Here is a 21,510-nt window from a genome sequence, read left to right as displayed (position 1 = left end):
CCGTTTCAGGTTCTAGCGTGTGGACAGTTCAGGATTGCCGGCTGTCAGCACACTGGCAACTTGCGCGTCAGGACCGATGAAAATGGCGTTGACCGTCTCAAATCCGGGGAACTCGCTGAACGCGTTCAGGCGGATGCCTTCAAGCTTCTCGATATCCGTGCAGGTAAAAGACAATGTCAGCGTCAGTCCGCTATGGTCGCCCGCCGTTCGTGTCTCGATATGGCGGTCGCCGGGCTGGCAATCGGCACCGCCTTCAAACCGCACGAGCCCGTCGCCGATGCCGGTGCTGACTTTCAGCGTGTCCGCGTCGCCTTCGCCGAGGCCGAAATTCGCCAGCGGCGCGTCCAGCGTCACCGTCAGAACATCGCCATCGACCGCCACGGCAAACTCGCCAGCGCCATGCACATGCGCTTCGCCGCCTGCAGAGTGATCCTCCATGTCGGGCATTTCAGGAACCACCGGCGCAACCACCTCGGGCACAGGCACGTCGTCAGACACCGCCTCAGGCGGCGCAGCAGGCTCGGGATCGCGCCCGCAACCTGCAAGAGCCAGCATCGGAACGCCGATCATCAGGCACAAGAATACACGCGGTGAAGTAAACATCGTCGAAGGGCCTCCTGGCGCCACACTGCGGGAAAACACGCGAACCGCAAATTTGTTCTCGCGATTTGGATAATGAGACTATATAACATTCTAGCACAAGGGCACATCAACGCATTTCGCCGCAGCTTTGTCCTGTAATTCCTTTCCCGGCCCTGCGCCGCCCCCTTGAGACCGCTTTTCCACCTATGCTCCAGTCCATGCAGGCCCCTTTATTCTTCGGCTTGATCGCTGCCTTTGTGACAACGATCGCCCTGATCGCGGTTGCCGCGCGTGGCGACTGGAGCGCGCGCCATTCCGGCCTCTTCGCACTGGCGGCCGGCGGCATGCTCGTGACGCTCAGCCTGCTTCACATCACGCCGGAAGCCTTCGCCCTCAGCCGCCATGCGCCTGCCCTCATCCTCACCGGCTTTCTCGGCGGGCTGTTGCTCAGCTTCCTAGTCCGCGTTCTGTTCCCGGAAGGCGGTGAAGAGGGGCACGCTGCGGCGGCCACGCCGGTCATGGCGATCGCCCTTCATTCGTTCATCGACGGCGTGATTTACTCGGTAACGTTCGCCGCCAGCTTTTCATCCGGCGTTTATGCGGCTGCATCCCTGCTGCTCCACAAGTTTCCCGAAGGCGTGATCGCCTTTGCGATCCTGCGCCGCCATGGCTTCGGCAATCGCCGGTCGTTCCTCTTCGCGTTCCTCGCTGCGGCGGTCACGACCCCGCTGGGTGTTGTCGCGTCGGTGCCATTCATGTACGGGCTCGGGGCCGAAGCCGTAGGCAACCTGTTCGCCATTTCCGCCGGCCTGCTGCTCTATGTGGCAACCGGCCCGCTAATGGAGCCATTGAAGGAAGAGCCGCCCCTGCGCAGCTTCCTGTCGCTTGGCGGAGGCGTCCTGATCGCGGTCCTGATTGCCGTCCTGCCCGTGCATGGCCCCGACCATTCACACCATGACGGCGGTTTGGGCACGCACGACCTGCTGGACATGCGCCCATGAGGGCACTGGTTGCTCACCTGCTCGCCGCGCTGGCCTGCGTCATGGTTATCAGCACGGCCGTCCCGCTTCAGGCCCACGCCCATCCCGAAGACGAGCTTTGCACGCCAAACGGCGGCATGGACCCGGCGCTCTGCCGCGAACTGGCGAAACTCGACCAGAAAAATGCGACGCCTGAAAAGCCCGTTTCAGATACAGCGTCTGAGCCAGATGAGATGAACCTTGACCGGTCGGGCCTTGCCACGTTCGGCTTCTATATTCACATCGGATTCCAGCACATCCTGCCCGGAGGCATGGACCATATCCTGTTCGTCCTGGCCCTGTTCCTCTCCAGCCTGCGCGTCAAATCCCTGCTCTTCCAGATCTCGGCGTTCACCATTGCCCATACCGCCACGCTTGGGCTGGCAGCCTCCGGCGCGATCACGCCGCTACCGGGAATCGTCGAGCCGCTGATCGCGCTGACCATTGCCTGGGCCGCGTTCGAGAACATCCTTTTCAAGGACACGATGGCCTGGCGGCCCCTGCTCGCTTTCGGCTTCGGCCTCATCCACGGCATGGGCTTTGCCGGCGCCTTCGGAGACCTCGGCCTGCCGGACACTGTCTTCCTGCCCGCCCTGCTCGGCTTCAATGTCGGCGTGGAATTCGGCCAGCTCGCGGTGATCGGCATGGCCTTTGCAGCATCGCTCTACTTCAAGGGCGTTCTCCGCCGTGCAGGTCAGATGCAACTCTACCGGCCGGTCCTGGCCTGGCCCGTCTCAGCCGCCATCGGGGCAACCGGGCTCTGGTGGGCGATTGAACGGGCTTTCCTACAGGGTTGAGAATTCCCCTTGTCGGTATAGCAAGGACGGTTCCAATGACTCAGCCCCGCTTCGCCCTCAAACTCGCTTCGGCAGTCATCGCTTCAGGTGTCAGCACCCTGATCGCCTTCGCGCAATACGCCCACGGCGAAAGCGCCTGCGGATTGTCCGAAGCCGGACGTTTCCATGAAGCGATCACGGCCCCGACCGAAGAAGGCAGCCCCGCCTATTTCCTGCGCACGTCTGAAGCCTTCATCGACACCTGCCCTGACCGGCTGGAGATCCGTGAGGCGCATGTCATTGCCGCGCGCGCTGCCGTCGACCTGGGAAATGCCGAACGCGCCGCAGCCCACTATGACGCAGCAATCCAGGCCGGCGCGCGGCTCAAACCCTCTGCGCGCATGGACCAGTCGGTTGCCCTCATGGTCAGCGGCAATTCATCCCGCGCCCGCGAAGCCCGCAATATCGCAGTCTCCGACTGGCTCGCCGGACTCGACGCCACAGATGCCGCAAGCCTCTCGGCCCACAAGTATTCTGGCGGAACGATCTATTCGGTCCGCTACACGACCCCCAAGGCGCGTTCCAGCGTGTGCGCGCTCTGGCTGGCCGTGCCTGCAGGCGATGGCTTGCCTGCTGCCATCCTGATCCGCAGCGCGCCGCAGCAGGCGGCCTGGCGCGCCATCCGCACGGGCGAGATGCCTGCGCCCCTCATCGTTGCCGAACAGCTGACCTGCCGGAAATCGACCCTTCTGGGCGACGTTACCGAAGACATGACCTTGGACGCGCTGGAGCGCGGCGCGACGGGCGATCTGATCGCCTATCTCAAAAAGCCCGACAGCGCCGCAAAGACGCCGGAGGGCGAACCCCTCGCCGCCTGCCTCGGCCTTAGCCGCATGCTGCACGTCCCCGGCTTCGCTGAAACCGCCATGCTCCGCTAGACCGGCAGCTCAGTCGTGTTCTTCAGGCATTCCATTGCGAAGGTCGCGCTGACATCGGCAATATCGACGCGCGCGAGCAGCGCCTTGTAGACCCGGTCATAGTCCTGGACGCTGCGGGCCTGCACTTTCAGCAAATAGTCGACATCACCCGCCATCCGGTAGAATTCCACCACTTCCGGAATCGTCCGCACGGCGTCGGCAAACCGTTTCAGCCAACCCGCCGAATGGTCTCGTGTGCGGATCGCCACGAAGATCGTCTGGTTCAGCCCCAGCTTTTCCGGATCGATCAGCGCCACCCGGCGCGCAATCACGCCGCTTTCCTCCAGCCGTTTGACCCTGCGCCAGCATGTATTCGTCGAAATGTCCGCGCGACCTGCCAGTGATTCGAGCGACTGCGTGCCGTCGGCCTGCAAGGCGCGCAGGAGAATCCGGTCTACATCATCTAAATTTTCTTCCATTTGCTATAATTACCGAATATTGTACCTATATTCTAGCGAATAAGTCGTAAAATGACGATGCATTTTGACGGCCCCCATGTGAATCTCTCCATTCTTCCAGATGGAGCTGATCACCATGCCGCCTATTGCCCTTGCCGCGATCGACAGCGTTTCCCGCGCCCGCATGGTGCCAGCCATCGCCCATCCGCGCCTGCGCGCCCTCGCCAGCCTCATCGGCCGTACGCCGCTCCTCTCGATCCACCTGCGCTATCGCGGCGTCGAGCGGGTCATCCATGCCAAGGCGGAGCATTACAATCTCACCGGCTCGATCAAAGACCGCATGGCCCTTTCGATCCTCAGCCGCGCCATCTGTTCCGGCGCGCTGCGCCCGGGCGACACGATTGCCGAGGCGACCAGCGGCAATGCCGGTATCGCCCTGACTTCGCTCGGCCGGGCGCTTGGCCACGAGGTCGATATCTACATGCCCGACTGGATGAGCGACGAACGCAAGGCCCTGTTGCGCAGCCTCGGCGCCGATCTCCACCTCGTCACCCGCGAGGAAGGCGGCTTCATCGGCGCCATAGCCGCAACCGAGCAACTGGCCCGGCGTCAGGAGGGCGTCTTCCTGCCCTGCCAGTTTTCCAATTGCGACAATGCCATCGGCCATTGCGACACGACCGGTCCGGAACTGCTAAAGCAGATGGCCCTGCTCGGCCTCACGCCGGATGCGTTCGTGGCCGGCGTCGGCACGGGCGGTACGGTCATGGGCGTTGGCCGCGCCCTGCGCGCGGCTGTCCCAGGCGTGAGAATCCACCCGCTGGAGCCGAAGGAATCCCCCACCCTGTCGACTGGTCACAAGATCGGCAGTCACCGCATCCAAGGCATTTCGGATGATTTCATCCCGGCCATCATCAATTTCGCCGAGCTGGATGACGTGATCGCGGTCTCGGATGGCGACGCGATCCTGATGGCGCAGGCGCTGGCGCGTGAACTGGGCCTGGGCGTCGGCATTTCCTCAGGCGCCAACCTGATCGGTGCACTGATGGCGGCCGAGCGCCTTGGCCCGAACGCCGCGGTCGCGACCGTCTTCTGTGACGACAACAAGAAATACCTCTCGACCGCACTGGCGTGTACCGAACCGGTGAAAGAAGGCTATCTCAGCCCGGGGATCGAGCTGCTCGGATTTGAAGCCACCCGCTGTCCGGCCTAGGCCGACGTCGCCGCATCCTTCGCGGCCGCTTCAGCCTTCACATCGATGAAACGGCGCGTGAATTGCGTCACCCGCGGCACGATTTCCGTGCGGAAGCGGGCGCCGTTGAACACACCGTAATGGCCGACACCCGGCTGGACATAGTCCGCCTGCATGTCCTCTGGGATATTCGTGCAAAGGTCATGCGCGGCCTGCGTCTGGCCGATGCCGGAAATGTCGTCCAGCTCGCCCTCGACCGTCATCAGCGCGATGTCGCGGATCGCCTGGGGCTTTACGAGGCGTGTTCCGCGATACTTGTAGATGCCGCGCGCAAGGTGATGTTCCTGGAACACGCGCTGGATGGTCTGCAGGTAGAATTCCTCGGTCAGGTCGAGCACCGACAGGTACTCGTCATAGAATTCGCGGTGCTTGCCGGAATTGTCGCCATCACCTTCGACAAGGTGATTGAAGAATTTCCACTGCGCGTCGACATGGCGACCCCAGTTCATGTGCATGAACGAAGCAAGCTGGACAAAGCCCGGATAGACGCGGCGCATCACGCCCGGATACGGCCCCGGCACGGTATGGATCATGTTCTCTTCGAACCAGCCAAACGAGCGCTGCTCGGCCAGTTCGTTCGGCACGGTCGGGCTGCGGCGGGCGTCAATGGGCGAGCCCATGAACGTCATCGACGCCGGACGGGCCGGATCGTCATCCTCGGCCATCATTGAAAGGGCCGCCAGTACCGGCGGTCCCGGCTGGCAGACGCCGAGCACATGCGCGCCGCCACCGATCTGGGTCAGCATCTTGCGGATATGGTCGATATAATCGTCAAGATCGAACCGGCCCTGCCAGACAGGCGCCATGCGCGCGTCCGACCAGTCGGTGATGTAGACATCATGATGCGGCAGGAAGGCTTCAACCGTACCGCGCAGCAAGGAGGCGTAATGGCCCGACAGAGGCGCCACGATCAACATGCGCGGCAACGGCGGCGATCCGGGCTTGCGCACGGCCGCCAGCTGGTCCGGATCCTTCTTGAAATGCAACAGCGTACACCAGGGCGAGCGCCACGCGACCGTCGGGGTCACGTCAATCGGGGCGCTGTTGACCCGAACCGTGTCGATCCGCCATTCCGGCTTGCCGTAATAGCGGGTGGAGCTCTCGAAAACGTCTGCAAAGGCGGCGAGCGACTTGCCGTACTCTGTCTTGCCGAGCGGATTCAGCGGGGAGAGGAGCGCGGCCCGGCCCGCCTTGGCGGCCAGTCGCATCGGTGCCATCGCCACGCGGTTCATTTCGACAAGTGAGTAAAGCATTGCGTTACAAACCTTTCATGCTGCAATGCAACATAAGTGCAACAATCCCCAGTGGCAAACGGATTCACCAGACGGGCGTTCAAGTAATTGCACGCCTGAATGATTGAATTTGTGTGAAATTTTCGAGCCCTGATCGCCGGACGATTAACGAGCGGCTGTTTTAATCAAGCCTTAAGGGAGGACCACCGCATGTTTCTCAAGTGCGCAGCTAACCCGCATCGTGCCGGCCGCATGACGCGCGCCCTGTTCATGGAACACGTTCCGGGACAGCGCTTCGCCATCGACGCCGAAGAATTGCACAAGCGTCCCGAACTCCTCAACGCGTTCGGACGAAACATGTATGTCCGTTTCCGCGTGCTCGACGCATTGGCCTACCTGATCTGTCTGCTCGGTGTTCTGGCCACGTTTGCCGTGGTCTGGTGGGCCTTTATGCCGGGTCTCGCCATCTGCGTGCTGATGCTGGGCGCCAATCGCAAATCCGCCGGCGAAATCGCCCGCAAGGCCGCAACCCACTCTGTCGACGATTTTCGGGCCCTTCACGAGATGGGCTGTCTCTGGCTGGTCTACGCCTAGATCCCGATCAGGCCGAGAATGCCCGCGATCACGGCAATCAGCATGAACATCAGTGAGAGGCTGACGGAAACGGCCCGCTGATCCTTCCGGCGCGTTTTCACGCCCTTCGGATTCTTGCCTTCCTTAGGTGCCAGCATCAGGCGCGTGGAGAAAAAGCCGAACGCCGCCAGCGCAGCCGTCACCGCTGCCGCCCAGCTTGTTGCCAGCATGAACAGCGCGGCCGCCGCCAGCATGATTGCGGCAATCGGCGTGGCCGTCTGGTGCAGCAATTCGCGCACATGCCGGTCGGCCCGGCTGCCATCCAGCTTGTCAAAGCTGCAATTGGGCGAGGCAATGGTGACGACCCAGCCGGCACCAATAGCCATGGCGCTGGCGGCAACGCCCAATCCCCCTGCATAATGCTGTATTTCTGCGATCATGTGCTGATAATGGTCGGATTCGCACGAGCACGGAAAGCGATTTCAGCGCCGCCGGGTGCCAATGAGACTGGAGAGACCATGCGCCCCATCCTTATCCGCGGCATCGTGGTGGCAATTCTGGTCGGCACAATCCTGACCCTGATCAACCAGTTCGAGCGCGTCATCGCCCTCGACGCGCTGAACTGGTGGAAAATGGGCCTCAGCTATCTTGTGCCCTTCTGCGTGTCGGTCTTCAGCGCGCTGGCCGTGAAACCGAAATAAAGTCTCACCCCACGCTCAGCGCCAGGATCCGACTGATTGCCGCGCGCGGCAGGCCGCTGCCTGAATGCCAGTGATTGATCGCCGCCTGCACCTTGCCGAGGTCGCGCTTGCTGGTCACCGCCGGCTTGTCCAGCACACCTTCGCGTACCAGCGCCGTGCATACGTCGCGCGACGTGATCCATGCGTCCCAGCCACAGAAGCGCAAGAAATACTGCCCCGTCGCCCCGCCCAGCCGCGATCCGCGCGTACTGAGCGCATTCATCAAGCCGACCTGGTCACCTGCGGGCCACGTCGCGAGAAACGTGCCGAATCCGCCTTCCAACTGCTCGATCTCCGCCACCATCCTGGCATTCTCGATCGCGGCCTTGATCTTCTGGCCATTGCGAACGATCCGCGTGTCCGACACGAGATCGTCCATCATCTCCTCGCCGAAAAAGGCCAGTTTGGCCGGATCGAAGGCCTCGAACGCCGCCTCGAACCCGTCCCACTTGGCGTCAATGACCTTCCAGTTGAACCCGGCATTGAACACGCAGCGCGTCATCACCGACAACAACCGGTCAGCCGGGACCTTGGACAGGTCGGCCTGCGCATGCCCGTTCACCGCCTGCTTCAATACGGCCGCCTGCCCGCCATGATGCCCGGCGGCCAGATGCAGGATGGGAAGAAGCGGACGCACGAGCCGTCCTCCTAGCCAAGGGCGATTTCGTAGACCTTGGCATAATCATCGGCTGTCATCGTGCGCGGATTGCCAAAATGCGCGAGGTCTTTCAGGGCGTATTCGACAATGCCGGGACCGTCAGCCGCCGTCAGGCCAATATCAGACAGGGTTTTCGGAATGCCGATGGCATCGTTCAGGTCCTGGATCGCATCGCCTAGATCAGCCTTCGGTTTCAGGCCCATGGCCAGGCGCAGGCGAACGTATTTCTCATCCGCAGATCCGTCGTGGAAGCGCAGGATATGCGGCAGGAAGATCGCGTTCAGCGTGCCATGGTGCAGTTTCTTCTCGTGCAGGCGTCCGGCCGCATGGCTGAGCGCATGCACACCGCCCAGGCCTTTGACGAAGGCCAGCGCGCCTTCATAGCTCGCCATCATCATGTGCCAGCGCGCTTCCGGATCGCTGCCATCCTTGACCGCCTTGACGAGCCAGCCGCCGCCCAATGCGCGTGTCGCGCCGTCATAGCCAATGCCCTCGGCGGGCGGGTTCACTGTCGGCGTCAGCACCGCCTCGATACAATGGGTGACTGCGTCCATGCCGGTTGCAGCCGTCAAGAATGTCGGCAGGCCGAGTGTCAGGTCCGGGTCGCAGATGGCTGTCGACGGGATCAGGAACGGTGAGGCGAACGTCTCCTTGCGGCCATTCTCCATCGTCGTGATCATGCCGATCGAGACTTCTGAGCCCGTACCCGCCGTGGTCGGGATGGCGATCAGTGGCGGGATCTTGTGGATCTTTTTCGCCCCGCCGATGATGGCCGCATAGTTTTCGAGCGGTTCGTCATGCGACGCCATCAGGCCAATGGCCTTGGCATGGTCCATCGACGAGCCACCGCCGAGCGCGATGATGCCGTCTGCACCGCTATCCTTATAGGCCTGCGTCGCAATCTTCGCCTGCTTTTCCGTCGGATTGGCGACCGTCTCGGCGAAGATGCCCGCAGGCGTGCTGCCCAGCGCCGCAATCACCTTGTCGAGAATGCCCGCAGCCTTGATGCCAGGATCGGTCACAATAAAGGCCCGCGTGATGCCGAGCTTCTTTGCCGTGACCTCCAGTTGCTTCAGCGCGCCGGAGTCAAAGATGCAGGGCGTAAGGAAATTGATAACGGGCATGAACGATATCCTGTGATGGCCGTTTCCGGCATGGGTCTGGCGGGCATGTTCATCGCTCGCGCCGACAAGTTCAAGCCTGCCGCTAGGGGAAAGGCCCTGTCATCACGCCGCACCGGCCAATGGTTCAGGCGCAATTCGCCACTGTCCGGCCAACCCGCATCCGGCACAATCGGGACTTTTACCTAGAAGCGCGCACATGCCGCGCGGCGTGCAACCGCGCGTCAAAACGGGCAATTACCCCCGTAAAATCCGGGGTCTACATCACCCGCATTGGATCACACATTGCGGGGAACAGACCAATGAGAAAACTATTCATCACCGCTCTCATGGCGAGCGCAGCATGGACCGGCGTCAGCGCCACAGCCCATGCGGAAGACAGTCCGTGGATGCTGCGGGCGCGCGTGCTCGGCGTGCTGCCGGACGAAGCCGGTACACTGAAGGCCGGCGGCGCCACGTTGCCCGGCGACGTCGATATATCCGACCAATACGTGCCGGAATTCGACATTACCTATTTCTTCAACGAGCATATCGCGGCGGAACTCATCCTCGCCGTCACGCCGCATGACGTGAAGGCCGTCAACGTCACCGTGCCCGGCGCGCTGACCGACGCGACGGTAGACCTTGGCGACGTCTGGCTGCTGCCACCCACCTTGACGGTGCAATATCACTTCACCGAAATGGGCCAGTTCAAGCCCTATGTTGGCGCAGGCGTGAACGCGACCTTCTTCTTCAACGAGGACGAAGGCTCGGTTGCCGACGGTATCTCCTACGATTCCAGCTTCGGACCAGCCCTGCAGGCCGGCTTCGACTATGACCTTGATGGCGAGCCCGGTGGCTGGGCTTTCAACGCCGACATCAAGAAAATCTGGATCAACACAGACGTCAAAGTCAACTTCACCACGGCGCTCGGCACCCATGTGAAGGCTGACGTCGATATCGACCCGATCGTTGTTGGGGTCGGCCTCGGCTACAGGTTCTGACAGCCCGGCGACCGGCCTGCCTCCCGATGGGCCGGACCCGCCAACTCAAACCGCGCCTTACACCGGCGCGGTTTTTTTGTGCGTTGAAAACATTGCACACCTTCCCCGTGCCTGTAGAGATTGCCGCCATGAGCATTCTTTCCGTGAAGGACCTGAGGGTTGATTTCGAAACGCCCGACGGCATCGTGAACGCCGTGCGCGGCATCAGTTTTGACGTCGCTGAAGGCGAATGCCTCGGCATTGTCGGCGAAAGCGGCTCCGGAAAGAGCCAGACAGCGCTTGCGGCCCTCGGCCTGCTCGCCGGAAATGGCACGGCCACGGGCCATATCGACTTTGACGGCACCAACATGCTGGACGCGCCCATCGGGACCCTGCGCAAGATCCGCGGCGCGAAAATGTCGATGATCTTCCAGGACCCGCTCACCAGCCTGACGCCGCACATGACGGTCGGCGCGCAGATGCGCGAAGTGCTGACCCTCCATAAGGGCCTCAAGGGTGAGGACGCCAACAAGAGGTGCGTTGAATGGCTCGAAAACGTCCGCATTCCGGAAGCGGCTCGCCGCATGGACCAGTTCCCGCATGAATTGTCCGGCGGTATGCGCCAGCGCGTCATGATCGCCATCGCCATGCTGTGCGGTCCGCGCCTGCTGCTGGCGGATGAACCAACCACGGCGCTGGACGTGACCGTGCAGGCGCAGGTTCTCGACCTGATGAACGACCTGAAACGCGACACCGGCACCGGCATTGCCCTGATCACACATGATATGGGCGTGGTGGCTCGCATGTGCGACCGCGTTATCGTCATGCGCCATGGCGAGATTGTCGAACGCGGCAGCGTCGACGACATCTTCTACAAGCCCCAGCATCCCTACACGAAAATGCTGCTCGAAGCCGTGCCCCGGATTGACCAGCCTGACCGCCGGGGCCGGCCAACCCTCGGCCCTGCCCCCGATCCCGCCGTGAAGCCTGTGCTCGAAGTGGACGACATGAAAATCCACTTCCCGATCCGCGTCAAAGGCGGCCTGTTCGGAAAGGTGAAGCCGCTCAAAGCGGTCAATGGTGTCTCCTTCGACCTGCGCCCTGGCGAAACGCTCGGCGTCGTCGGCGAGTCCGGCTGCGGCAAGTCCACGCTCGCGCGCGGCGTGCTGCGCCTCATCCCGCCGACCAATGGCACCATCGCCTGGCTCGGCAAGGACATCACGAAGGCGGGCAAGTCCGAAATGGACGCCCTGCGCGACGATCTCCAGATCGTCTTCCAGGACCCGCTCGCCAGCCTCGACCCCCGCATGACCATCGGCGCCTCGATTGCAGAGCCGCTGCAGGTCCACGCGCCGCGCCTCTCCCGCGCCGAACGCGACCAGCGCGTCCAGGCCATCATGCCTCGCGTCGGTCTCGATCCGGCCCTCATCAACCGCTACCCGCACGAACTGTCCGGCGGGCAGAACCAGCGTGTTGGCATTGCGCGCGCGATGATCCTTAAACCGAAGCTCGTGATCTGTGACGAGGCCGTTTCAGCCCTCGACGTCTCGGTCCAGGCCCAGGTCGTCGATCTCCTGATCGAACTCCAGAAGGAATTCGGCCTCGCCATGATCTTCATCAGCCACGACCTCTCGGTCGTGCGCGAGATCAGCCACCGGGTCATGGTGCTCTATCTCGGCCGTGTGGTCGAACTGGCTGGACGCACCGCCATCTACGAAGACGCCCGCCACCCCTATACCAAGGCCCTGATCGCCGCCGTGCCGGCTGCCGACCCGAAGCTCGAGCGCACCCGTGAGCGCATCAAGCTGACCGGCGACCTGCCAAGCCCGCTCGACAGCCGTGCGCCCCTGCGCTTCCTGAAATCGAAACGCATCGATGACCCGGACGCCGAGCAATACCAGCCCCAGCTGGTCGAAATCACGCCTGGTCATCTCGTCGCCGAGCATGATGCTGTCCTCGGCAGCGAAGGGCTCCATATAGGATAGGCGTTCGCGCCAAGGCTGCATGCAACTGAAAATACACCTAGTCCGCGTTCGAAAAGTTGGACTAGAATGTCCTGAGGCACGTTCACCTGCTGCAAATACACCGTAGGGCCCGCTCACGCGGACTATATGTGAATGAGGTTCGACCCATGGACGACACCACGAGCCGCCGCTTGGATCGCGCGCCCTTGGGCGAAATCGACTTCCTGCAGGTCTTTGCCGCAACCCCGACGCCTTTGATGATGCTCAATCAGGACCTCGTCATCGTGTTTGCCAACGAAGCCTATCTTGAAACCACGGGCTGCATGATGTCCGAGATCCAGGGCCGTTACGTATTCGAGGCCTTTCCGGAAACCGAGGAACGCATGGCGCTCTTCGAAGCAGCTTTCCGCAAGGCTCTCGCCGGAACGCTCAACAAGTTGACCACAGAGCCATTTGCCATTCCCGTAGACGGCGGCGGCACGCGCGAGATTGTATGGACCTGTACACACGAACCGATCCGGGATGCGCGTGGCGACGTCGCGTTCGTCCTCCAGAACGCCGTCGACATCACCGAAAAGCACAGCAGTGAAAAGGCAAACCAGGTCCTGATGCGCGAACTCGATCACCGCGTGAAGAATTCACTGGCCACCATGCAGGCTGTCGCGCGCATGTCGCTGGTCGACTCCAAGACAATGCAGGGTGCCCGCGATGACCTGCTCGCCCGCATGCACGCCATGTCTGAGGTCCAGAACCTGCTGGTGGAGAAGAACTGGAAAGGATCGCACGTCGAAGCCGTCCTCGCCAATGCCATGAACCCGTTTGGCTATGATGGCGACGCTGTCGGCAGGATCACCCTCGACGGGCCGCACGTGACCGTCACGGCCAAACAGGCGCAGGCCCTGTCCATGGCGCTGCATGAACTCGCCACGAACGCATCGAAATACGGTGCCCTGTCGAATGACGAGGGAACCATTCACATTGGCTGGACGTACGATCAGGCAGGAAAAGGGCATTTCGATCTCACCTGGCGCGAGTCAGGCGGGCCGGAAGTGCACAAACCCAGCCGCAAGGGCTTCGGGACCACGATGCTTACCCGTATCCTTGCGCAGGAAATCAATGGCTATATCTCGCTTGAGTACAATGCTGACGGCTTGGTTTGCACGATGGAGGGTTGGCTGGAGAACAGGACATGACAAAGAATTCAAAACGCATATTCATTGTCGAAGATGAAGCCATCCTGCTCTGTGACCTGGAAGACATTGTTCTCGAGCTCGGCTTTGATCATGCCGGTAGCGCGACCAGCGTCGACCAGGCCATGGATTTCCTGGCCTCGGGCCCGGACATCGACCTCGGCCTCCTCGACCTCAATCTCAACGGACAACCAAGCGACCCGATCGCCGATCATCTCCTCGCTGCGGGCATCCCCGTCCTCTTCGTGTCAGGCTATGGACGCCGCGGCCTCGCCGACCGCTTCGCTGACTGCCATGTCCTCCAAAAGCCCTATGACGAACAGAAGCTGGCCGCAGCTCTTGAACTGATGCTCAACACGCGCGCCTGAACCAGCGCACGGTTCCGCTGCCCCAACCCGCCGCCTTTACGCCAGACGCCCTCCCCACACCCTTGCTGCGCCCCAGCCACACCCGCCTTGCCCTCGCAGGATTGCGCGAATAGGGTGCGCCCGACCTGATCCGGGACCACCTGAATGCCTGATACAATGATCACCGCCCTGCCCGTCACGCTGTCTGATATCGAAGCCGCTGCCCGCGTCCTCGAAGGCCAGATCGTGCGTACGCCGATGCATCATTCGCGGACGCTGTCGGCCATTACCGGTGCAGACGTCTGGGTGAAGTTCGAGAACCACCAGTTCACGGCGGCTTTCAAGGAACGCGGCGCGCTCAACCGCTTGTCCCACCTGACAGAGGCCCAGCGCGAAGCAGGCGTCATCGCTGCCTCGGCCGGGAATCATTCCCAGGGTGTCGCCTACCATGCCCGCCGTCTCGGCATCCCCGCCACCATCGTCATGCCCCGCACCACGCCGTTCAGCAAAGTCGAGCAGACCCGCAGCCATGGTGCCAAGATCGTGCTCCATGGTCTCAGTTTCGACGAAGCCAAGACCGAGGCCTACAACATCTGCCAGCGCGAAGGCCTGACCTTCATCCACCCGTTTGACGATCCCCATGTCATGGCCGGGCAGGGCACGATTGCCCTTGAAATGCTTGCAGAAAAGCCGGATCTCGAAACCCTTGTCGTGCCAATCGGCGGCGGTGGCCTGATCGCCGGAATGGCCATCGCGGCCAAGGGCACCAACCCGAACATCCGCATCGTCGGCGTCGAAACCTCGATGTACCCGGCCATGCTCGCCGAACTCGAAGGCCGGGAGGTCAACGCCGGTGGCGCCACAATCGCCGAAGGCATCGCCGTTCGCGAGGTCGGCCGCCTCCCCCTGAAAGTCGCCCGCGAGCTCGTCGATGAAATCCTACTCGTCGAAGAAGAGCACCTGGAACAGGCGATCACCCTGTTCGGGAATGTCGAGAAAACCATCGCTGAAGGCGCCGGCGCCGCGGGCCTTGCCGCCCTGCTGGCCCATCCGGACAAATTCCGAGGCCAGAAGGTCGGCCTCGTCCTTTGCGGCGGCAATATCGATACGCGCCTACTCGCCTCGGTCCTCACCCGTGCGCTGGTGCGGGAAAAGCGCCTCGCCTCGATCCGCATCATCGGCGACGACCGGCCAGGCCTTCTCGCCCTTGTCTCCAAGATCATCGGCGACAATGGCGCCAATATCATGGAAGTCGCGCACAACCGGCTCGCACTCGACGTGCCGGCCAAAGGCGCCGAATTCGACATCCTGATCGAAACCCGTGATGCCCAGCACACGCAGGACGTCATCGACGCCCTGACCGCCGAGGGCTACCCGCCACGGCCTCTGTAGCGGTAAGGTGACTTGCCCGGAAAAGCGCCCTAAACCCACGCCAGACCTGAACCAGACGGAGCCTGACCCAAGATGATCCGCACACTCGTTGCAGCCTGCGCTGCATTCTTCATGATTGCTGCCTGCAGCCAGACCAAGGACCTTACCGACGTGAATGCCCCATTTGAACAATACCTGCCCTGGGATCCCGCCGGCAAAGACGTGAAGTCTGCCGAAGGCGGCCTGCAATATATAGTCCTCACGAAAGGCCCGAAAAACGGCAAGTCGCCCGTGCCGACCGACATGGTCAGCGTCAATTATGATGGCCGTATCGCCACCGGCGAGAAGTTCGACAGTTCATTCGAGCGCGGCACGCCTGCGCAATTCCGCCTGAACCAGGTGATCCCGGGCTGGACGCAAGGCCTCCAGCTGATGAGCGAAGGCGACGACTATCTCTTCTTCATCCCGAATGCGCTCGGCTATGGCAATTCGGCGCGTGGCAAGGTCATCAAGGCGGGTGACGACCTCGTCTTCCGCGTCCAGTTGCTTGAAGTGATGGTGCCGAAAGTGTCCGACACCGCCGCCTGGAAAAAATACATGCCCTGGAATTCCGCGCTGCCGGAAGTCAAGAAAACAGGATCCGGCCTCGAATATGTCATCCTCACCAGCGGTGACCCGTCCGGCCCATCGCCCGAGAATGGCGAGATGGTCGCCGTCCATTATGAAGGCCGCCTCGCCGAGACCGGCGAGCTGTTCGACAGTTCCTTTGAGCGCGGTTCGCCGGAAACCTTCCCGTCGAACCAGTTGATCGAAGGCTGGGTTGAAGCGCTTGAAATGATGCGCCCCGGCGATCGCTGGATGCTTTATATCCCGTCAGACCTCGGCTATGGCGAAATGGGCACCCCCGGCGGCTCGATCCCGCCAAATGCCCCGCTGATCTTCGAAGTCGAAATGATGGACGTGATGAAGCGCGGCTAGGCGCTGGACCAGGCGGAACACGATATGACCATAAGTGCGGACACACTTGCCCGGATCGCCCTCGATGCCGGCAAGCTGATCATGGAGATCTATGAGAGCGACTTTGCCGTCGAGCAGAAGGGCGATGCCTCGCCTGTCACGGCGGCAGACCAGAAGGCCGAGACTCTGATCCTCGCGGCGCTGGCCGCGGCCGATCCGACCCTCATGGTCATCGCGGAAGAAGAAGCCAGCGAAGGACGCGTTCCCGAACATGGCCACCGCTTCGCCCTCGTCGACCCACTCGACGGCACCCGCGAATTCGTCAGCCGGAATGGCGAATTCACGGTCAACATCGCCATCATCGAACACGGCCGCCCGGTAATGGGCGTCGTGTATGCGCCCGCCAAAAACCGCCTGTTCGTGGCCGAAAGCCACAATTCCGGCTGGCAGGCCGAGGCCGCGCCCGGCGCAGATGTGCCGACAGAGCGCCAGCCGCTCAGGATTCGTGCCTGCCCGGAGGCCGGCGTCACGGCGATTGCGTCAAAGTCCCATCGCACACCGGAAACCGATCTCTGGCTGGAAAAGCACAAGGTCAACGAGACGCTGGGTGCCGGATCATCGCTCAAGTTCTGCCTCATCGCAGCGGGTGAAGCTGACCTTTACCCGCGCATGGGCCGCACGATGGAGTGGGACACCGCTGCCGGCCAGGCCGTTGTCGAAGCCGCTGGCGGACGCGTCCTCACCGAGGAAGGCACACCACTCCTCTATGGCAAGCGCGGACGCGGCTACGACAATCCGCACTTCATCGTCTATGGCGACGTGACACCCTGTTGAGTGCCCCTCTCGATTAACAGACGCAAATCTGCCAAGGAACGAGCAGGGAGATGCAGCGCATGGCACGGCAATATTTCGGAACCGACGGCATTCGCGGCCGCGTGAACCAGCAGCCGATGACGGCGGAAACTGCGCTCCGGCTCGCCATCGCTGCCGCACGCACCTTCGCGCCGGACGGTAAAGGCGCTGTCGTGATCGGGCGCGACACGCGCAATTCCGGCGAGATGATCGAGGCCGCCCTCGTTGCTGGCCTCGCCAGCATGGGCCTTACCCCCCTGCTGGCCGGTATCGTGCCCACCCCTGCCGTCGCCATGACCACACGCACGACAAGCGCCTGTTTCGGTCTGATGGTCTCAGCCTCGCACAACAAGTACGAAGACAATGGCATCAAACTGTTCAGCCCCGAGGGCTTGAAATTCGACGACCCGACCGAAGAAGCGCTCGAAGCGGCCATGGCTGCCGCATTCGATGACAGTTTTGCGCCGCCTGAGACGATTGCCACGCCGCAGCGCATGGTCGGCGTCGGTGACGACTATGTCCGCAGCTGCCTCGCGACGGTCAGTTCGGGCAGCAAGATCAAGGGCATGAAGGTCGTGCTCGATTGCGCCCATGGGGCCGGCTTTGAAACCGCCCCGGAAGCCCTTCTGCATTGTGGCGCTGACCTGACAGTGATCGGCGCAGGTCCCGACGGGATGAACATCAATGCCGGGTACGGATCGACCGATACCGGCGCGCTGAAAGCCGCCGTGCTGAATTGCGGCGCAGATATTGGCCTTGCTCTCGACGGCGATGCTGACCGGGTCATCGTGGTGGATGAAACGGGCGCCGAAATCGACGGCGATCAGGTCATGGCGCTGATCGCCAGGGAGCTGCATGCAACCGGTCGCCTCAAGGGTGGCGGTATCGTGTCCACGGTCATGTCGAACATGGGCCTCGACCAGTATCTCCAATCAGTCGGCCTGACGCTGGCGCGCACGCGCGTCGGCGACCGCTATGTTGGCGAACATATGCGTGCTCATGGTTTCAATTTCGGAGGCGAGCCGTCAGGCCACATCATTCTGTCCGATGTTTCTACCACCGGCGACGGCCTGCTCGCCGGCCTGCACGTGCTCTCCGTGCTCGCAGCGAGCGGCCAGAAGATGTCGGCGCTTGCCCGTGTGTTCGAACCGGCGCCCCAGGAACTCGTCAACATCCGTTATTCCGGCCCCAATCCAATGGACAGCGCCCGCGTGAAAGCCGCGCTGGCCGAAGCAGAAATCCTGATGGGCGCACGCGGCCGTATGGTCGCGCGAAAATCCGGAACCGAGCCCCTGATCCGCGTCATGGCCGAAGCGCTTGAAGCCGACCTGATGAAACAGGCCCTCCAGCTTGTTGTCGATGCGGTGAAAGCCGAAGCCTGAGACAGCTGCTTCGCGCTATGCTCCCTATCAGGATTGATAGGTATTTCCGTTGCGGCGATAAGGCAACCCGGCCCGCCTGCCTCAACGTCAAGGCGTCGTTCGGGCGCCTGATTTCACGTTCATGTATGGCAAAGAACGGCATTTCGAATACACTGGAGAAAACCGGATAATCAGAACCCAAGGGAGTAAGCAGCCATGGCCGAAGGGCAAAGCCTGCCGCAATTTCGCCTGTTGCCGATGAAGGCGCCGGACATTCACATGACCCGCTCGGATGACGGCGCGATCTACCTGACCCCGCGCCAGGCTCCGGGCGCCCGCCCGACAACCATCCCGCATTGCCTGGACGAGCGCGCCGCCCAACATCCCGACCGGCCCTTTCTCAGGGAGCGCGACACCCAGACCGATGAATGGAATACGCTGACATACGGCGAGGCCAAGGCAATCACGGACAGCCTCGCGCAGGCCTTCCTTGAGCTTGGCGCCGGGCCGGACGCGCCGGTCATGATCCTGTCCGGCAATACCACCCGCTCTGCCATGGTCATCCTCGCCGCCCAGAAGGTCGGTGCACCGGCTGCGCCAATCTCGGTGCCCTATTCCCTAATGTCGACCGACTATGAAAAGCTGAAGCATTGCTTCGGCGCGGTGAAGCCTGCCATCATTTTCGCTGAGCAATACAAGCCATTCCGCAAGGCAATTGCTGCGCTCGGCGCCGATGACTGCCGGATATTCTCGGCGGACCCCGGCGGCGAGAATACCGTGCGCCACTATGATGAGCTCGCCACAACCGCCCCGACATCGGCTGTTGCAGACGCGATGGCCAGGCTGAGCGACTCCTCCATCGGCAAGTATCTCTTCACTTCCGGCTCGACCGGCCTGCCGAAACCCGTTCCGACCACGCAGGGTGCAATGTGCTCCATGATTGGCGGCCAGGAAGGCTTGCGCGACGATGCCCGCGATCCCGAGCATGATCCTGACCAGGTCCACAACGTGCTCGACTGGCTGCCCTGGAACCATATCTCCGGTTCCAATGTAAACTTCAACGGCGCGATCTGGAACGGCGCCACGTTCTGGATCGACGGCGGCAAGCCCACCCCCGCCCTCTTTCCACAGACGATCGAGAACATCCGGGACTGCTCGCCATCCTCCTTTGGCACCGCGCCCATCGCACTCGCGATGCTGGCAGATGCCATGGAAGCAGACGACACGCTGCTGCACGCCTTCTACCGCAATATGCGCTCGATCGGCTATGGCGGCGCAACGCTGTCCGACGACCTTTACGATCGCCTGCAGGCCCTTGCCATCAAGGCGACCGGGCGCCGCATCCCGATCATCACCATGTACGGTGCCACCGAAACGCAAGGTGTCACCGTCGTCCATTGGGAAGCCGAACGCGTCGGCCTGATTGGCCTACCCCTTCCGGGCATGACCCTGAAGCTGGTCCCGAACGGGGTCAAACTGGAAGTGCGCGTCAAAGGGCCTTCCGTCATGCAAGGCTATCTCGACAGCCCGAAGACGAATGCAGAAGTCTTCGACGAAGAAGGCTTTTACTGCCTCGGCGATGCCGTGACCTTTGTCGATGCGGAACGCCCGGAAAAGGGTCTCGTCTTCGATGGCCGGGTTGGCGAAGATTTCAAACTCTCGTCCGGCACATGGGTCAGCGTCGGCACCTTGCGTCCGGACTTTGTGGCCGCCTGCTCTCCGCTTATTTTCGACGCGGTCATCGCCGGCCAGGACAAGGATTTCGCGTCCGCGATGGTCTGGCCGTCGCAGGCGATCATGGAGCAGTACGTGAAGGCGGCGGACAATGATCCGGACAAGGCCCTTCAGGCCTTCACGAACGAAGTGGCAAAAAAGGCAAAGGCCTTCAATGCCGGTGAACCAGGGTCATCGCGCCGGATCAAGCGCCTCCTGGTGCTGACAGAGGCACCTTCGATTGACGCTGGCGAGATCACCGACAAGGGCTATGTCAACCAGCGTCTCGTGATCGACCGGCGCGCCGACCTTGTGAAGGGCATATACGCCAGTCCGCCAGCGGATGGTGTCGTCCAGCTTTGATCCACAGGATGCTTAAAGCCTTGTCAGGGTTTTCCAGCTAGGGTTCCCTACACTCGGGAGGGTTGCCTCATGACGTTTGACGCCCGCGGAGGCAAGCCTCCGGTACGCCGCAGCAATGCCGTATTCGCTGTCACGACCATTGCAGTGGTGAGCGGGGCGTTTTTCCTTGCCCTGAACTTCCCCGGCACGCCCAAGACCGACGCGGCAGGACAGAAAGCGGAGATAATTGTCGCGGCTGCAGACGCACGTCCTGCTCGCAGCCCAGCGGGCCTCACATCCAAGGTGGCCAAGACCTATTTCGAAACGCTCGCCCGCGTCGATCCCGGCGCGTCAGCCAATCTCGGGAAACGCCTCGCCAAGGCCAACAGGCGTCCGCAGGCTGAGCAGGCCGGAATCGTCTTCGATCACGCTGCCGACCTGCTCAAGGAGCACGCGGCAGATCTTGCCCGGGCGGATACGCGCCACCTCGACACGATTCTCGCCATGACCCGCAACCGCCTGAAGTCTGCGTCCCATGCCGGCAATGCCTGGTGCCAGGGCAGCAGGTACGCCGGCCTCGATCCGTCCATCCTTGGCGACAAGTCCGCGCTCAACCACGAACTCAAAATGCTGGAAGAGCCGCTGCGCGATTACGGATTCGAACTCGTGACGCACCTCCTCGTCGCGATCGAGGATTCCGGGATCCATCCGGTCGCCCGTGGCGCCCTCACCAACACCGACAAGGCCGCGATGCAGGGCGTCGTCATGTCCATGGTGTCTGATCCGCAGGTCATGCCCCTTCTTATGGCCGCCCAGACCGGCACCGATTCACGCGATCTCGTCAGTTCGCTCAATGTCTGCGATCTCGGCGCAACGGCTGTTTCGGCGCTCAAGACCCTGCCCCAGGACACCAAGGGCCGCGCCTTCGCCGACCTCGTGCACCAGATGGAACTTGGCGGCGTTGACCTCGCCGGCCTCTCCCGGTTCTAGAGCGTTTCAGTTTTCGGCGGAAGCATAACCCGCTCCTGTGATATAGTTTTGGCATTCGGATGAGCTGATGGTCTTCACGATTTTTCCGGTTTCATGGATGACGTCTTCGATTGTGTGTTTCTGGGCCGTGCGCATG

General features: G+C 62.2%; 23 protein-coding genes. 17 read left to right on the top strand and 6 right to left on the bottom strand.

Going from position 1 to position 21,510, the window contains the following annotated elements:
* Nucleotides 1–12: 12 nt before the first annotated feature.
* Nucleotides 13–603 (bottom strand): DUF2796 domain-containing protein, encoded by a 591-nt coding sequence (locus ACESNB_RS09340; RefSeq protein WP_373006573.1) that lies wholly within the window; start codon nt 601–603, stop codon nt 13–15.
* 197 nt (nt 604–800) lie between these two features.
* Between ACESNB_RS09340 and ACESNB_RS09335 the strand changes: the two genes are divergently transcribed.
* The 3 genes from ACESNB_RS09335 to ACESNB_RS09325 are packed head-to-tail and all read left to right on the top strand — an operon-like array spanning nt 801 to nt 3,315.
* A complete protein-coding gene (locus tag ACESNB_RS09335) occupies nt 801–1,583 on the top strand; it encodes a ZIP family metal transporter (protein WP_373006571.1) in 783 nt (260 codons plus the stop codon).
* On the top strand, nt 1,580–2,398 hold the full coding sequence (locus tag ACESNB_RS09330) for a HupE/UreJ family protein (RefSeq protein ID WP_373006569.1): 819 nt from the start codon (nt 1,580–1,582) through the stop codon (nt 2,396–2,398). The genes ACESNB_RS09335 and ACESNB_RS09330 overlap by 4 nt, the downstream gene beginning before the upstream one ends.
* Nucleotides 2,399–2,433: 35 nt before the next feature.
* Nucleotides 2,434–3,315, top strand: a complete 882-nt coding sequence (locus ACESNB_RS09325; protein ID WP_373006567.1) for a hypothetical protein — start codon at nt 2,434–2,436, stop codon at nt 3,313–3,315.
* Here ACESNB_RS09325 and ACESNB_RS09320 read toward each other — a convergent pair.
* On the bottom strand, nt 3,312–3,773 hold the full coding sequence (locus ACESNB_RS09320; protein WP_373006565.1) for an Lrp/AsnC family transcriptional regulator: 462 nt from the start codon (nt 3,771–3,773) through the stop codon (nt 3,312–3,314). The genes ACESNB_RS09325 and ACESNB_RS09320 overlap by 4 nt on opposite strands.
* 163 nt (nt 3,774–3,936) lie before the next feature.
* Between ACESNB_RS09320 and ACESNB_RS09315 the strand changes: the two genes are divergently transcribed.
* A complete protein-coding gene (locus ACESNB_RS09315; protein WP_373006689.1) occupies nt 3,937–4,962 on the top strand; it encodes a PLP-dependent cysteine synthase family protein in 1,026 nt (341 codons plus the stop codon).
* Here the strand turns inward: ACESNB_RS09315 and ACESNB_RS09310 are convergent.
* Nucleotides 4,959–6,254, bottom strand: a complete 1,296-nt coding sequence (locus ACESNB_RS09310) for a polyhydroxyalkanoate depolymerase (RefSeq protein WP_373006563.1) — start codon at nt 6,252–6,254, stop codon at nt 4,959–4,961. The two genes, ACESNB_RS09315 and ACESNB_RS09310, sit on opposite strands and share 4 nt — an antisense overlap.
* 189 nt (nt 6,255–6,443) lie before the next feature.
* On the opposite strand from ACESNB_RS09310, the gene ACESNB_RS09305 reads away from it, so the two are divergent.
* On the top strand, nt 6,444–6,827 hold the full coding sequence (locus ACESNB_RS09305; RefSeq protein ID WP_373006561.1) for a hypothetical protein: 384 nt from the start codon (nt 6,444–6,446) through the stop codon (nt 6,825–6,827).
* On the opposite strand, the gene ACESNB_RS09300 is transcribed toward ACESNB_RS09305, so the two are convergent.
* Nucleotides 6,824–7,246, bottom strand: a complete 423-nt coding sequence (locus ACESNB_RS09300) for a hypothetical protein (RefSeq protein WP_340694001.1) — start codon at nt 7,244–7,246, stop codon at nt 6,824–6,826. The genes ACESNB_RS09305 and ACESNB_RS09300 overlap by 4 nt on opposite strands.
* 78 nt (nt 7,247–7,324) lie before the next feature.
* Here ACESNB_RS09300 and nrtS point away from each other — a divergent pair, with 78 nt between their 5' ends.
* A complete protein-coding gene (gene nrtS / locus ACESNB_RS09295; protein WP_373006559.1) occupies nt 7,325–7,507 on the top strand; it encodes a nitrate/nitrite transporter NrtS in 183 nt (60 codons plus the stop codon).
* 4 nt (nt 7,508–7,511) lie between these two features.
* On the opposite strand, the gene ACESNB_RS09290 is transcribed toward nrtS, so the two are convergent.
* Both ACESNB_RS09290 and ACESNB_RS09285 read right to left on the bottom strand, forming a co-directional pair.
* Nucleotides 7,512–8,183, bottom strand: a complete 672-nt coding sequence (locus tag ACESNB_RS09290) for a DNA-3-methyladenine glycosylase I (protein WP_373006557.1) — start codon at nt 8,181–8,183, stop codon at nt 7,512–7,514.
* An 11-nt stretch (nt 8,184–8,194) separates the two neighbouring features.
* Nucleotides 8,195–9,328: an iron-containing alcohol dehydrogenase gene (locus ACESNB_RS09285; RefSeq protein WP_373006555.1), complete on the bottom strand. Its 1,134-nt coding sequence runs from the start codon at nt 9,326–9,328 to the stop codon at nt 8,195–8,197.
* 15 nt (nt 9,329–9,343) lie between these two features.
* Between ACESNB_RS09285 and ACESNB_RS09280 the strand changes: the two genes are divergently transcribed.
* The 11 genes from ACESNB_RS09280 (at nt 9,344) to ACESNB_RS09230 (ending at nt 21,374) form a co-directional block, all read left to right on the top strand.
* Complete coding sequence (locus ACESNB_RS09280) at nt 9,344–9,514, top strand: hypothetical protein (protein WP_373006553.1); 171 nt, start codon at nt 9,344–9,346, stop codon at nt 9,512–9,514.
* A gap of 113 nt (nt 9,515–9,627) precedes the next feature.
* Nucleotides 9,628–10,308: an OmpW family protein gene (locus ACESNB_RS09275; protein WP_373006551.1), complete on the top strand. Its 681-nt coding sequence runs from the start codon at nt 9,628–9,630 to the stop codon at nt 10,306–10,308.
* Nucleotides 10,309–10,436: 128 nt separating this feature from the next.
* On the top strand, nt 10,437–12,272 hold the full coding sequence (locus ACESNB_RS09270; RefSeq protein WP_373006549.1) for a dipeptide ABC transporter ATP-binding protein: 1,836 nt from the start codon (nt 10,437–10,439) through the stop codon (nt 12,270–12,272).
* A gap of 146 nt (nt 12,273–12,418) precedes the next feature.
* Complete coding sequence (locus ACESNB_RS09265; protein WP_373006547.1) at nt 12,419–13,444, top strand: sensor histidine kinase; 1,026 nt, start codon at nt 12,419–12,421, stop codon at nt 13,442–13,444.
* Nucleotides 13,441–13,809 carry a response regulator gene (locus ACESNB_RS09260; protein ID WP_373006545.1) on the top strand — a complete coding sequence of 123 codons (369 nt, stop codon included), beginning with the start codon at nt 13,441–13,443 and terminating at the stop codon, nt 13,807–13,809. Before ACESNB_RS09265 ends, ACESNB_RS09260 begins: the two co-directional genes overlap by 4 nt.
* A 168-nt stretch (nt 13,810–13,977) precedes the next feature.
* Nucleotides 13,978–15,180 (top strand): threonine ammonia-lyase, encoded by a 1,203-nt coding sequence (locus ACESNB_RS09255; protein ID WP_373006687.1) that lies wholly within the window; start codon nt 13,978–13,980, stop codon nt 15,178–15,180.
* Nucleotides 15,181–15,252: 72 nt separating this feature from the next.
* Complete coding sequence (locus ACESNB_RS09250; protein WP_373006543.1) at nt 15,253–16,137, top strand: FKBP-type peptidyl-prolyl cis-trans isomerase; 885 nt, start codon at nt 15,253–15,255, stop codon at nt 16,135–16,137.
* A 24-nt stretch (nt 16,138–16,161) separates the two neighbouring features.
* Nucleotides 16,162–16,950, top strand: a complete 789-nt coding sequence (gene cysQ / locus ACESNB_RS09245; protein WP_373006541.1) for a 3'(2'),5'-bisphosphate nucleotidase CysQ — start codon at nt 16,162–16,164, stop codon at nt 16,948–16,950.
* A 59-nt stretch (nt 16,951–17,009) separates the two neighbouring features.
* Nucleotides 17,010–18,350: a phosphoglucosamine mutase gene (gene glmM / locus ACESNB_RS09240; protein ID WP_373006539.1), complete on the top strand. Its 1,341-nt coding sequence runs from the start codon at nt 17,010–17,012 to the stop codon at nt 18,348–18,350.
* A gap of 195 nt (nt 18,351–18,545) precedes the next feature.
* Nucleotides 18,546–20,405: an AMP-binding protein gene (locus tag ACESNB_RS09235; protein ID WP_373006537.1), complete on the top strand. Its 1,860-nt coding sequence runs from the start codon at nt 18,546–18,548 to the stop codon at nt 20,403–20,405.
* Nucleotides 20,406–20,474: 69 nt separating this feature from the next.
* On the top strand, nt 20,475–21,374 hold the full coding sequence (locus ACESNB_RS09230) for a hypothetical protein (protein WP_373006535.1): 900 nt from the start codon (nt 20,475–20,477) through the stop codon (nt 21,372–21,374).
* Nucleotides 21,375–21,510: the final 136 nt, after the last annotated feature.

This window comes from Hyphomonas sp. (genome assembly GCF_041689225.1).
Classification (GTDB): domain Bacteria; phylum Pseudomonadota; class Alphaproteobacteria; order Caulobacterales; family Hyphomonadaceae; genus Hyphomonas.
The sequence above is the reverse complement of the archived record's forward strand: the minus strand, read 5'-3'. Positions and strand labels throughout refer to the sequence as shown.